At 33.8% G+C, this 14,010-nt stretch carries 11 protein-coding genes; 4 read left to right on the forward strand and 7 right to left on the reverse strand.

Translation table 11 applies throughout. The features are described 5' to 3' along the window. Nucleotides 1-83: 83 nt before the first annotated feature. The 5 genes from SLH33_RS09385 to SLH33_RS09405 form a co-directional block, all read right to left on the reverse strand. Nucleotides 84-920, reverse strand: coding sequence for a hypothetical protein (locus SLH33_RS09385; RefSeq protein ID WP_320418837.1), 837 nt, complete (start codon nucleotides 918-920; stop codon nucleotides 84-86). Nucleotides 921-1,288: 368 nt separating this feature from the next. After that, a complete protein-coding gene (locus tag SLH33_RS09390) occupies nucleotides 1,289-3,097 on the reverse strand; it encodes an acyl-CoA dehydrogenase family protein (RefSeq protein WP_320418838.1) in 1,809 nt (602 codons plus the stop codon). 21 nt (nucleotides 3,098-3,118) lie between these two features. Next, nucleotides 3,119-4,312 carry an acetyl-CoA C-acyltransferase gene (locus tag SLH33_RS09395; protein ID WP_320418839.1) on the reverse strand — a complete coding sequence of 398 codons (1,194 nt, stop codon included), beginning with the start codon at nucleotides 4,310-4,312 and terminating at the stop codon, nucleotides 3,119-3,121. A gap of 97 nt (nucleotides 4,313-4,409) precedes the next feature. Continuing rightward, nucleotides 4,410-6,818 carry a 3-hydroxyacyl-CoA dehydrogenase/enoyl-CoA hydratase family protein gene (locus SLH33_RS09400; protein WP_320418840.1) on the reverse strand — a complete coding sequence of 803 codons (2,409 nt, stop codon included), beginning with the start codon at nucleotides 6,816-6,818 and terminating at the stop codon, nucleotides 4,410-4,412. Between the two features lie 20 nt (nucleotides 6,819-6,838). Beyond that, nucleotides 6,839-7,297, reverse strand: a complete 459-nt coding sequence (locus SLH33_RS09405; protein WP_320418841.1) for a MarR family winged helix-turn-helix transcriptional regulator — start codon at nucleotides 7,295-7,297, stop codon at nucleotides 6,839-6,841. A gap of 167 nt (nucleotides 7,298-7,464) precedes the next feature. Here SLH33_RS09405 and SLH33_RS09410 point away from each other — a divergent pair, with 167 nt between their 5' ends. The 4 genes from SLH33_RS09410 (at nucleotide 7,465) to SLH33_RS09425 (ending at nucleotide 11,890) form a co-directional block, all read left to right on the forward strand. Beyond that, complete coding sequence (locus tag SLH33_RS09410) at nucleotides 7,465-8,397, forward strand: ABC transporter ATP-binding protein (RefSeq protein ID WP_320418842.1); 933 nt, start codon at nucleotides 7,465-7,467, stop codon at nucleotides 8,395-8,397. A gap of 3 nt (nucleotides 8,398-8,400) precedes the next feature. Next, on the forward strand, nucleotides 8,401-9,729 hold the full coding sequence (locus SLH33_RS09415) for an ABC transporter permease (RefSeq protein WP_320418843.1): 1,329 nt from the start codon (nucleotides 8,401-8,403) through the stop codon (nucleotides 9,727-9,729). Nucleotides 9,730-9,744: 15 nt separating this feature from the next. Further along, entirely contained in the window at nucleotides 9,745-10,650 is a 906-nt protein-coding gene (locus SLH33_RS09420) for a mechanosensitive ion channel family protein (protein ID WP_320418844.1), read from the forward strand. A gap of 76 nt (nucleotides 10,651-10,726) precedes the next feature. Then, the gene (locus tag SLH33_RS09425) at nucleotides 10,727-11,890 is read left to right on the forward strand and encodes a sigma-54 dependent transcriptional regulator (RefSeq protein WP_320418845.1); all 1,164 of its coding nucleotides are present in this window, start codon (nucleotides 10,727-10,729) and stop codon (nucleotides 11,888-11,890) included. Between the two features lie 78 nt (nucleotides 11,891-11,968). On the opposite strand, the gene SLH33_RS09430 is transcribed toward SLH33_RS09425, so the two are convergent. Next, a complete protein-coding gene (locus SLH33_RS09430) occupies nucleotides 11,969-12,907 on the reverse strand; it encodes a type IX secretion system membrane protein PorP/SprF (RefSeq protein ID WP_320418846.1) in 939 nt (312 codons plus the stop codon). A 2-nt stretch (nucleotides 12,908-12,909) separates the two neighbouring features. Then, nucleotides 12,910-14,010: gliding motility-associated C-terminal domain-containing protein (locus SLH33_RS09435; RefSeq protein ID WP_320418847.1), on the reverse strand; the 1,101-nt coding region annotated here is incomplete at its 5' end.

Here is a 14,010-nt window from a genome sequence, read left to right on the forward strand (position 1 = left end):
TTTTGCCTTGCATACCTCAAAATACAAAAAATTACTACTTTTACATAATTGTGCAACAGACACCGGTGTTGTACGCAGTGATTTTATTGAATTGTATCTTTTACGTAAATCATTTTCTCAAAATAAACTCTTGCAGTCATACTGTCAATTTCTTTGTCCTCAAATGGACCATAAGAGTACTCTTCCATATATCCTCTTAACAGCTTTTTTCCTGGATTTTTGAACCAACTTCCAAAAATTGCTACGTGTCCAAATCTTTCAGGGTCAATATCGGGAAACCATTTTTGATTGATTGTGTCAATTTTTAAGTTTTTAAAATGGTCTGTTCTAACGAGGCTGTCATTTGGAAAAGGTGAATTGAAATTTTCACTTTCACTGTGTAAAAAGACTCTGATTTGAGAATCATAATCTCTTATTCGACGAGAATTACAATATACAACTCCACGAATTGGTTCATTTAAGTAGATAGTGTCTTTGTTAAAATCGAAAACATTATAGTCAGTTGCTCGTGTTCCTAAAGTGTCATTTACAAATTCTTTTTGTTTAAAAATGGAATCTTGGTCTCTCCAAGCAAGTGTATCTCCTTTTATATTAAGAAACCAAGCTCTATTTATTCTTGAATGTCCATCTATCACAAACCATTCTCTTATTTCCCTTAATTTCCCATCATTTGAGTATAAATTCCAAATTCCGAATGGCTTTCCGTTTTTATGGATTTTCCCTTTTTTAAATATTTGTCCGTTTCTATAGAAGTAAAAAAGACTATCGTGATTCTCAAATTTCACAGTCTTTTTGAAAGTCAAATTTTTATTATCAGAATAAAATTCCAGTTTTTCATTCGGTTTGGTTTCCGATGATTTTTCTTTACAACCTAAAATTGTAAAAGTTAGAATTAATATTATAAGTAGGTTTTTCATCATTGCGTACAACTTGTTTATATGGATACCTTTTATACTCTTATACTACTTTTTTGGAGGTATAAGCGTACCTTTTTATCCTTTTTTAGTACTCTTATTTTCTATGAAAATTTAATCTAAATTGTATGTTCAGTATATACTAAATGCTAAAAATAGAGAATACTTCATAGCAAAAAGAAGTTTTTATTTCGTCTAAAAATACTATTTTTTAAATAGTAACCAAATAAAAAAGACCGCTAACTTTCGTTAACGATCTTTTTAAACAAACAACTAAATTCTAAAACCTATAAAAAAGTTGAAGAAAGTTTTTAAAATAAGGTAAATGAGACATCTCGACTGCGCTCGATGTAACACTACCTTATTTAATATTGTTAGAAGCAGTATTTGTTTTCTGCTTTTAATTTCTCTGCAATAGTGTTACGTAACTCTACTACATTAGGGTAGTTAGCGTATTTTGTAAAACGCTTTAATCCCATTAACATCATGCGTTGCTCATCACCTTCAGCAAAAGATACAATACCTTCTCTTGCACTTTGTGTAATGATCTCTACGGCATTGTATAAGTATAATTTAGCCATGGCAATTTGCTCTTTTTGAGTAGCTTCACCAAAACGCTTCGCATTCTTTTCAGTTCTTAAAATTGTAGATTCTGCCATATAGATCTCGATCAAGATGTTAGATGCAGCCGTTAATAACTGTTGGTGCTTTTCTAATTCAGGACCAAATTTTTGTAACGCAGCACCAGCTACCATTAAGAATACTTTCTTTAAGTTAGCTAAAATTGATTTTTCTTCAGCAAATAATTCAGAATAATCTGGTGTATCAAAAGAAGGAATACCCATTAATTCATTTTGAACAGCCATTGCAGGGTTTAATAAATCTACATGACCTTTCATTGCCTTTTTTACTAACATACCTACCGATAATAAACGGTTGATTTCGTTAGTTCCTTCATAAATACGAGCAATACGCGCATCTCTCCAAGCAGCTTCCATTGGCGTTTCTTCAGAGAATCCCATACCACCGTAAATTTGAATTCCTTCATCAGCACAGTTTTGTACGTCTTCAGAAACAGCAACTTTTAAGATAGAACATTCAATAGCATACTCTTCAACACCTTTTAACTCTGCTTCTTGGTGAGTGTTACCTTCTGCTACACGAATAGCAATACGGTCTTCAATGTTTTTAGCAGCTCTGTATGATGCGGACTCACTCGCATATGCGTTTGTAGCCATTTCAGCTAACTTTAATTTGATAGCACCAAACTCAGAGATAGATGTTTTAAACTGCTTACGCTCGTTAGCATAGTTTACTGCGTCAGAAATGATTCTACGTTGTGAATCTAAACACGCAGCAGCTAATTTAATACGACCTACGTTTAATGCGTTCATAGCGATTTTGAATCCGCCTCCACGCTCAGATAACATGTTTTCTACCGGAATTAAGGTATCGTTAAAGAATACCTGACGAGTAGAAGACGCACGAATACCTAATTTGTGTTCTTCTTCACCTAAAGTAACTCCGTTAGGGTTGTTTTTATCATATTCTAAAATGAATCCTGTAATGTTTTTATCATCACCAATACGAGCAAAAACGATAAAGATTTCAGCAAAACCTGCGTTAGAAATCCACATTTTTTGTCCGTTGATTTTATAGTGCTTACCATCAGCAGTTAACTCAGCAGTCGTTTTACCAGAGTTTGCATCCGATCCAGCTCCTGGTTCCGTTAAACAGTACGCTCCGAATTTTTCACCCATAGCTAAAGCAGGAACATATTTTTGCTTTTGCTCTTCTGTACCATATAATGTAATTGGCATAGTACCAATACCTGTGTGCGCACCAAAAGCAGTACTAAATGATCCTGTTCCACTTGAGATGTAATCACACGTTAACATGGTAGAAACGAATCCCATTCCTAATCCGCCATATTCTTCAGGTACAGCTACCCCTAAAAATCCTAATTCACCAGCTTTACGCATAGTTTCTTCGGTTAAGGCATAATCTTTAGCCTCAAAACGAGTTTTGTTAGGAATAATTTCACGGTCGTTAAATTCTTTAACCGCGTCTCTCATCATTGTTTGCTCTTCAGAAAAATCTTCTGGAGTAAATACGTCTTCGCACTTAGTTTCTTTTACTAAGAACTGACCACCACGTAAAATATCTTTATTTAATGTTTCCATCTTTTTATACTATTGTTTTTATTAACTTAAGAATTCAAAAATACCTGCGGCACCTTGACCAGTACCTACACACATAGTTACCATTCCGTATTTGTTTTTCATGTCACGCTTACGCATTTCATCAAATAACTGAACTGATAACTTACCACCTGTACATCCTAATGGGTGACCTAAAGCAATAGCCCCACCATTTACGTTGATGATATCTGGGTTTAAGTTTAACTCACGAATTACCGCTAATGATTGCGAAGCAAATGCCTCGTTTAATTCAATTAAGTCGATATCGTTTTGTTGTAAACCTGCTTGCTTTAATGCTTTTGGAATAGCCGCAACAGGACCAATACCCATGATTCTTGGGGGAACTCCTGCAGCAGCATAGCTTACTAAACGTGCTTCTGGCTCAATTCCTAATTCTTTTACCATGTCTTCGCTCATTACCATAACAAAGGCAGCACCATCACTGGTTTGAGATGAGTTACCCGCAGTAACTGAACCATTTGCAGCAAATACTGGGCGTAATTTGGCTAATGCTTCAACGGTAGTTCCACGACGTGGCCCTTCATCTTTAGTAACTGTGTATTCGCGTGTAGCGCGTTTACCATTACTATCGATATATGTTTCTTCTACTTTGATTGGTACGATTTGATCTTGAAAACGATTTTCGTCTAAAGCTCGTAAGGCTTTCATATGCGATTCGTATGCAAATTGATCTTGGTCTGCACGAGATACGTTGAATTGTTGTGCCACTGCTTCTGCAGTGTTACCCATTCCCCAATAATAATCTTCGTGACCAGTTTTTACTACATCATCGTAGTTCAACTCTGGCTTGAATCCGGTCATGGGTACCGAGCTCATACTTTCTGTACCTCCTGCAATGATACATTCAGCCATTCCAGACTGAATTTTAGCTACTGCCATACCAATGGTTTCTAATCCAGATGAGCAAAAACGATTTACAGTAACTCCAGGTACATCTACAGAATCTAATCCAATTAATGAGATAATACGTGCCATGTTTAATCCTTGCGATCCTTCTGGCATTGCATTACCTACAATTACATCATCAATTCTTTTTACATCGAACTCTGGTAACTGCTTCATCATATACTGAATGGTTTCAGCAGCTAATTCGTCGGCTCTTTTAAAACGGAACACACCTTTTTTAGATTTACCTACGGCGGTTCTATATCCTTTTACTATATATGCTGTTTTCATTTTATTTTAATGCTTTAAGTTTTAAGCTATATGCTATAAGCTAATTTTTAAATAAACTGCCTTTTGCATATAGCATAAGGCATATAGCTACGCAACTTTAGTTGCGAAGTGGTTTACCAGTTTTTAACATATGCTGAATACGCTCTAAAGTTTTACGTTCTGTAGCTAAACTTAAGAATGCTTCACGCTCAATATCTAATAAATATTGTTCAGAAACTTTTGTTGGTTCTGATAAATCTCCACCAGCCATTACAAATGCTAATTTATTAGCAATCTTTTTATCATGTTCACTAATAAAGTTACTTGCTTGCATAGAATCTGTAGCAACCATAAACGCACCTAAAGCTTGTTTACCAAGAACTAATACGTCTTTTCTCTTTGGTTTTTGTGTGTAACCAGCTTCAGCCATTAATTTAGCATGTTTCTTAGCTTCAGCAATTTGACGGTCTTTGTTTACAACCACAATGTCTTTTCCTTGCTGTAATAAACCTAAATCAAAAGCTTCGTAAGCAGAAGTAGATACTTTTGCCATACCAATAGTTAAGAAATACTCTTGTAACACGTTTAATTGAACATCTCCTTTATGGAATAGATCTTGCGCTCTTAACGCCATTTCTTTAGATCCACCACCACCAGGAATTACTCCAACTCCAAACTCTACTAATCCCATATAGGTTTCAGCAGCAGCTACCACCTTATCTGCGTGTAATGATAATTCACATCCACCACCTAAAGCCATGCCATGAGGAGCTGCAATTACTGGTATTGAAGAGTAACGCATACGCATCATGGTGTCTTGGAAATACTTGATAGCCATGTTTAACTCATCGTATTCTTGCTCAACAGCCATCATAAAGATCATACCGATGTTTGCACCTACTGAGAAGTTTGCTGCTTGGTTACCTACCACCAAACCATCAAAATCTTTTTCTGCTAAATCAACTGCTTTATTTAATCCTGCTAAAACATCACCACCAATAGTGTTCATTTTAGATTGGAATTCACAGTTTAAGATACCGTCTCCTAAATCTTCAATAACTACACCTGAGTTTTTGAATACTTCTTTAGATTTACGGATGTTATCTAAAATGATAAATGAATCCTGACCTGGTTTTTTAACTTGAGCTTTTGCCTCAACATCATAGTAATACGTAGCTCCGTCTTTAACGGTATAGAAAGATTTTTCTCCTTTAGCTACCATTTCAGTTACCCAAGCTGCCGGTTCTTTACCTTCAGCTTTCATTAACTCAATACCTTTTTCAACACCTACAGCATCCCAAATTTCAAAAGGACCATTTTCCCATCCGAAACCAGCTTTCATAGCGTCGTCGATACGGTATAATTCGTCAGAAATTTCAGGAATTCTATTTTGAACATACGCAAACATAGATCCGAAGTTCTTACGATAGAATTCTCCTGCTTTATCTTTTCCGCCAACTAATACTTTAAATCTGTCAATTGGCTTATCAATAGTTTTTGTTAATTCTAACGTAGCAAATTTTGCTTTTTTAGATGAACGATACTCCATGGTATCTAAATCTAACGTTAAAATTTCTTTTTTACCTTCAGCGTTTACTGACTTTTTATAAAAACCTTGACCAGTTTTACTTCCTAACCATTTATTTTCCATCATGGTGTTGATGAAATTTGGTAATTTAAAAAGTTCGTGAGCTTCATCATTAGGGCAGTTTTCATAAATACCGTTAGCAACGTGTACTAAAGTATCTAATCCAACCACATCAACTGTACGGAAAGTTGCTGATTTTGGACGCCCAATTACTGGTCCGGTTAATTTATCAACTTCTTCAACAGTTAATCCTAATTCTTTTACTTGATGGAATAAAGATTGAATTCCGAAGATACCAATACGGTTTCCAATAAAGGCTGGAGTGTCTTTTGCTAAAACAGATGTTTTACCTAAGAACTTATCACCATATTCCATTAAAAAGTCAGTAACTTCTTGTTTACAATCTGGACCAGGAACTACTTCAAATAATTTTAAGTAACGTGGTGGATTGAAGAAGTGAGTAACAGCAAAATGTTTACGGAAATCTTCACTACGGCCTTCGTTCATGAATTTAATAGGAATACCAGAAGTATTGGTAGAAATGATAGTGCCTGGGGTACGGTATTTTTCTACTTTTTCAAAAACACTTTGTTTAATGTCTAAGCGCTCAACCACTACCTCCATTACCCAATCTACATCTTTAATTTTATGTAAATCATCATCAAGGTTTCCTGTAGTTATTCTATCTGCAAATTTTTGATTATAGATAGGAGAGGGTTTTGATTTTAAGGCTGTTGCTAGTGCGGTATTTACAATACGATTACGAACAACTTTGTCTTCTAAAGTTAATCCTTTTGCTTTTTCGGCATCGTTTAATTCTCTTGGAACAATATCTAAAAGTAAAACTTCTACGCCAATGTTAGCAAAGTGACAAGCAATTCCGCTTCCCATAATTCCGGAACCGATAATAGCTACTTTTTTAATTCTTCTTTTGCTCATTAGTTAAATATGGTTTGAATTTATACAGCTTTAGAGGATATATCTCCATATATTTCTCTTTCAGCTATAAGTTTGTTTATTGTTTTTGTTACTTTAAAGAAATTTTCGATTTCTTTTTCTGTTAAATGTTCTTTTACTTTATTATTGAACTGATATACATGACCTTTTGAAACTTCGCGTTTTTCTTTTCCAAAATCAGTTAATTTAATAAGTACGCTTCTACCATCGTCCGGATTTTTCTCGCGCGTAATCAAGTCTTTATCTTCCATAGATTTTAAAATACGAGAAAGACTAGTGGGTTCCATACCCATTAAAGGTCCTAAAGCAGTTGAAGGGGTTCCGTTATCTTGATCAATATTTAATAATACAAAAGCCATAGCCATAGTACTATCATGTTTTGAAGCTTGTTCATTGTACATTTTAGCTACCGCTTGCCACGTGGCTCTTAATTGATGGTCTATAGTTTTATTTTTCTCCATATCCTGGTTTCAAATATATAAAAATTTATTATGCACGCATAGTAAATAAGAAAAAAATTATGCGTGCATAGTAAAATTTATTTGTAACGTTTTGGTAAAAAGAATTACAAATACTGATAAAAAATGTAAGTTTGTATACTACTAAAATGTAAATCATTTAAAATTCAATGAACAATTTATTAGAGGTTAATAATGTGGTTAAACGTTATGGAGATTATACTGCATTAAATAATGTGTCATTACATATACCTAAAGGAAGTGTTTTTGGTTTATTAGGACCTAATGGGGCAGGAAAAACATCATTAATTAGAATTATAAATCAAATTACCATGCCTGATAGTGGTGAGGTTATTTTAGATGGAGAAAAATTAGCACCCAAGCATATAGAGCAGATTGGTTATTTGCCTGAAGAGAGAGGTTTGTACAAGTCAATGAAAGTGGGTGAGCAGGCTTTGTACTTAGCGCAATTAAAAGGATTGAGTAAAGCAGAAGCTAAAAAACGCTTAAAATACTGGTTTGATAAATTTGAAATAGGAGCTTGGTGGAATAAGAAGATTGAAGAACTATCAAAAGGGATGGCTCAAAAGGTACAGTTTATAGTAACTGTATTACATGAACCTAAGTTGTTGATCTTTGATGAACCTTTTTCTGGATTCGACCCAATCAATGCACAATTAATTGCTAAAGAGATCTTACAGTTAAGAGATCAAGGAGCTACCATTATTTTTTCAACCCACCGTATGGAAAGTGTAGAAGAAATGTGTGATTATATAGCACTAATTAATAAATCAAATAAGATTTTAGATGGTAAGCTAGAAGACATCAAACGTCAGTACAGAACTCATACTTATGAAATAGGTTTAAAAACCGAAGCGGCAAGTGAAGTTCAGCAAAAACTTAGTGAAAAGTTTGTAGTAACTCCGGCTGAATTTAAATCGTTAAACGGAGGTTTAAAGCTCAATGTGAAATTAACAGAAGGAAACTCAGCAAACGATTTGCTTTCGTATTTAAGTAGTCAAGGAGAAGTGCAGCATTTTGTTGAGTTGGTACCAAGTGCCAATGATATTTTTATTCAAACAGTACACAAAAACATAAACTAAGGGATGAAAAAGTTACTACTAATTATTCAGCGTGAATTTATTGCTAAGGTTAGAAATAAATCCTTCATCATTATGACGTTTTTGAGTCCGGTTATAGCTATTGCTATGATTGCTTTAGTGGTGTTTTTAACCAAAAAGAATGATGATAAGATCAAAGAAATAGTGTATGTAGACAGTTCAGGAATATTTTCTGAAGATGATTTTAAAAGCACTGAAAATTTAAAATACATAGACTTTACCAAATTAGGTCTCGAAGCCACTAAAAAAGAAGTGGAAGAAGGAAAGTATTACGGAGTACTGAATATTCCTAAAATGGATAGCTTAGAATTACTTGCAAAATCGGTTGAGTTTTTCTCAAAAGACACACCAGGTATGTCAACAATGGATAATATTGAAAGCAATGTTAACCAAAAGTTGCGTAGCATAAAAATGCAACAATTAGGTATTGATGAAGACAAAATAGCCTTGTCAAGAATAAAATCTAATATCAAAATGTTTAATTTCTCCGGAGAAGAATCATCAAAATTAATCAACGGATTAAAAATAGGAGTAGGAGCCATTGCTGGTTATTTACTTATGATGTTTGTAATTATTTACGGTACTTCAGTAATGCGAAGTGTAATAGAAGAAAAAACCAGTAGGATTATAGAAGTTATCATTTCATCTGTAAAACCTTTTCAGCTAATGATGGGGAAAATTATTGGGAATGCATCAGCAGGTTTAGTGCAATTTATGGTTTGGGGAATTTTACTTTTACTACTCAACGTAGTTGCTTCTCAATTTTTTGGTATGGATATGAGTGATTTGAATAGTACAAATATTCCCAGTGAACAAGCAGAAGCTATTAAGCAAGTAGCTGCCGATAATGGAAAAGTACAACTTATTTTTCAAGAAATATCAAAATTACCTTTGGTAAAATTATTCTTCCTATTTATATTTTATTTTTTAGGAGGTTATATGTTATATAGTTCATTGTTTGCAGCTGTGGGTGCAGCAGTAGATAGTGAAACCGATACACAACAATTTATGATGCCAATTATGTTGCCATTAATGTTAGCAGTATATGTAGGTGCTTTTACAGTTATTGATGATCCACACGGTCCAGTATCTGTTATCTTTTCACATATACCATTAACATCACCTATAGTTATGTTAATGCGCGTTCCGTTTGGAGTAGCTTGGTGGGAAATTTTAGTTTCTATGTTAATTCTTATTTTTACATTTTTGGCAATAGTATGGATTGCAGCAAAAATTTATAGAGTGGGTATTTTAATGTATGGGAAAAAAGCCACCTATAAAGACCTATGGAAATGGATTAGATACACTAACTAAATTGTATGTTGTTACATGAAAGATTTTTTAAAGCAGATAACGGATCTATTAAATTATGAAATCCCTTTAGGAAGTAAGAAAGTAGAAGTAACTGTTAAGATTATTTTAATTCTCATATTACTGCTTATTCTGGCTAAATACTTTTTAAATCTTTTTGAAAGATTAACTAAAAAAAGATTAAAAGTAGAAGATAGAAACAAGTTTGATACCATATTTTCATTTGCCAGATGGTTTGTATACATCATTATTTTTTTAGTAACACTAAGTTCTACAGGGGTTAATGTAACTGCACTTTTTGCCGCATCAGCAGCCTTGTTAATTGGTGTTGGTTTGGCATTGCAAACTTTTTTTCAAGATATAATATCAGGTATATTCATTATTGTAGATCAAACTGTGCATGTGGGTGATATTATTGAGCTAGACGGAAAAGTAGGTAGAGTAGAAGAGATTAAATTAAGAACTACCCGCGCAGTAACTATAGATAATAAAGTATTGGTAATACCCAATCATTTATACTTAACCAATAGTTTATATAACTGGACCCAAAACGGTATCATAACCCGAGAGAGTGTTGAAGTTGGAGTAGCCTATGGAAGTGATGTAGAATTGGTTAAAAAATTACTCATCAAAGCAGCAAATGATCACCCTAATATTTTAAAGAAACCAGAACCTTTAGTGTTGTTCACTAATTTCGGTGATAGTGCTTTAAATTTTAAATTAGTATTTACTATTAATGATAGCTTTCAAGCAGCAATACCAAAAAGTGATATTCGTTTTTCAATAAATAAACTTTTTAAAGAAAATAATATTAGTATTCCGTTCCCACAAAGAGATCTTCACATTATAGGAGGGACCTTAGGACTCTCTAAAAATGAAGAAAAACCAAAAGACGATTCGGAAGAAGAAACAACAACGGAATAGTTATTGTTATAGGTAAGCACTAGGTAAAAGAACTAACAATAAAACTCCTGTCTGCCGGAGTAAGGTGGAAAATTTTATGGCTAAAATATTAATTATTGAAGATGAAGCTGCAATCCGCAGAGTATTAAAAAAAATCATTTCAGAAGAAAATGATGCTTATGAAGTAGAAGAAGCTGAAGACGGATTAGCGGGAGTAGAGCTTATTCAAAAAAACGATTACGATTTGGTACTTTGCGATATAAAAATGCCAAAAATGGATGGTGTTGAGGTATTAGAAAAAGCACGCAAAATAAAACCAGAAATTCCCATGGTGATGATATCAGGTCATGGTGATTTAGATACCGCTGTAAATACTATGCGTTTAGGAGCCTTTGATTATATTTCAAAACCGCCCGATTTAAACCGTTTGTTAAATACGGTTCGTAATGCATTGGATAGGAAAGAATTGGTTGTAGAAAACAAGCGATTAAAGAAAAAAGTGAGTAAAAGCTATGAAATGATTGGTGAAAGTGATGCAATTACTCACATAAAAGATATGATTGAAAAAGTAGCAGCTACCGATGCTCGTGTGCTAATTACCGGACCCAACGGAACGGGTAAAGAATTAGTGGCGCATTGGTTGCATGAAAAATCTGAAAGAGCAACAGCTCCTATGATTGAGGTAAATTGTGCTGCAATTCCGTCAGAATTAATTGAAAGTGAATTGTTTGGTCATGTAAAAGGAAGTTTTACAGGAGCAAATAAAGACAGAGCTGGTAAGTTTGAAGCAGCCAATGGCGGAACGATTTTCTTAGATGAGATTGGAGATATGAGTCTTTCTGCACAAGCTAAGGTATTAAGAGCGTTGCAAGAAAACAGGGTGTCAAGGGTAGGATCGGATAAAGACATCAAGGTAAATGTTCGTGTATTAGCCGCTACTAATAAAGATTTAAGAAAGGAAATAGAAGAAGGTCGTTTCCGTGAGGATCTATACCATCGTTTAGCGGTTATTTTAATAAAAGTTCCTGCACTGAATGACAGACGAGATGATATTCCGTTATTGGTTGAACACTTTGCTCAAAAAGTGGCTACCGAACAAGGAATGATTAAAAAAGACTTTTCTAAAAAAGCCATTAAGTTACTACAAGAATATGATTGGACAGGAAACATTCGTGAATTACGTAATGTTGTTGAGCGTTTAATAATTCTTGGAGAAAAAGAAGTTTCTGAAAATGATGTAAAACTATTTGCTAGTAAATAAAAAAAATCCCGCTTTCTTAAAAAAAGCGGGATTTTTTAAAACAATAAAGTGCAACTTAGTTACTGTGAAAAAAATATTTTAATTATTCATCCAATAAAAAGGAGCAGATATATCTTCTTTATAGCTTCTTGTGTTTTTTTGTAGGTTTAAAATGATACTAAACTCATGAGAAGCATTCTTGTTTTTGGAAATTTTAGTAGTAACAGCATCGTAAGAATATCCAAATTTTAAATTATTTGTTACTTTGATTTGAAATAACCCTGAAATTGATTCGTTGATTCGATGTGAAATTCCAAATTCTAATTTGTTATTCCATAAAACATTTGCAGCAATATCTGTTGATGTTGAGGTTTCATTCATCATCCTTAACATAAAAGAAGGTTTTAATTTAACAGTTTCACTTAAACTAAACACGTATCCTGATGAAAGATAAAATACCATTTCTTCAGAAGCGCTAGTTACTACATAGCTTTTTCTATTATAATTTTTGTGTTGTAAGATATTTGTAATAGACAAACTTGTATAGAAATTATTTGTATAAAAGAAAGCACCCACAGCAAAATTAGGATTAAATTCACTTATATTTTGAGTAAACAGAGGGTCTTCAGTAATTCCTAATTTCAGTAAATCTACGTTTAAAAATGTCCCTCCTGCTTTTAATCCGAAGGCAAGTATTGATCTTTCTGAGGGATAAATAGAGTAAGAGAAATCTGCATACACATGTGTTTCATCTAATACATATATTTCATCTTTAACAATTGACAATCCCAATCCTATATTTTTTCCGGTTGGGGTGTGTAAAGAAAAAGTTTTAGTTTCTGGAGCTCCAATTTCGTTTACCCATTGACTTCGAATATTTATTATACCCGTTAGCGTTTTATGACTTCCGGCATAAGCAGGGTTCAGTAAACTAAGGTTATTATAGTATTGTGTATACATTGGATATTGTTGAGCTAAATTTTCAAAAGCTGTTAAAAAAATGCCTACAAAGACTATGTTTATTATAATATGTTTCATTTTTAATAGTTTATATACACCCAGCCTTTAATAATTTTATTTCCTTTGTTAATATTTATGACATAGAAATAGGGGTTTATAGGTAGTTTTTTCATTTTTCCAGAGTAAGTTCCATGCCAATCATTTTGGTAATTATCCGATCCAAAAACTTTGTTTCCATATCTATTATAAATTTGAATACTATTATTAGGGTATTTATGAAGGCCTTTTATGACGAATGCATCATTAATACCATCATTGTTGGGAGAGAATCCTTTAGGAATTTCCAGGTCCCCTTTATCACACACATCACCAATACCGTTATTGTCTAAATCCGCTTGATCAGGGTTGTAGGATGTTGAGCAATTATCCACTTCGTTTGCAACTCCATCACCATCGATATCGTCATCAAAAATATCCGCAATGCCATCAGCATCTAAATCACTAGAGGTAAATGTTACGATAGCAGCTTCTGATGAGCTATTACCCGAATTATCAATAACAGTTAAGACTACAGTATGATCACCCAATGTAGGAGCCTCAAAGCTGGAAATATCTAAACTCATTGCTGCTATACCACAGGCATCAAAACTACCATCATCAATGTCTTGAGTAGTAATTAAGATAGTTTGATTGGATGTTAATTCAATACTAAGGTCTTGAGTGATTACTATAGGAGCGATAGTATCTTCAATAGTTACGGTAGTAGTATTCGTTGCACTGTTACCATTGTTATCAGTTACAGTAAGTGTAACAATGTTGTCGCCAATAGTAGCACAATCAAAAGAAGTTTTATCAATGCTCATAGAAGCAATACCACAATTGTCGGTACTTCCGTTGTTGATATCATTTACGGTAACACTAGCATTCCCCGTAGCGTCAAGTTGAATACTAAACGGAGCGACACAATTAACCACGGGAGCGATGGTATCTTCAATAGTTACTGTGGTAGTATTTGTTGCACTGTTTCCATTGTTATCAGTTACAGTAAGTGTAACGAGGTTGTCTCCTATGGTAGCACAATCAAAAGAAGTTTTGTCAATGCTCATGGAAGCAATACCGCAATTGTCGGTACTTCCGTTGTTAATATCACTCACAGTAAGGGTAGCATTCCCCGCAGCATC

The sequence above is a fragment of the Tenacibaculum sp. IB213877 genome, assembly GCF_034043975.1.
Taxonomy (GTDB): Bacteria; Bacteroidota; Bacteroidia; order Flavobacteriales; family Flavobacteriaceae; genus Polaribacter.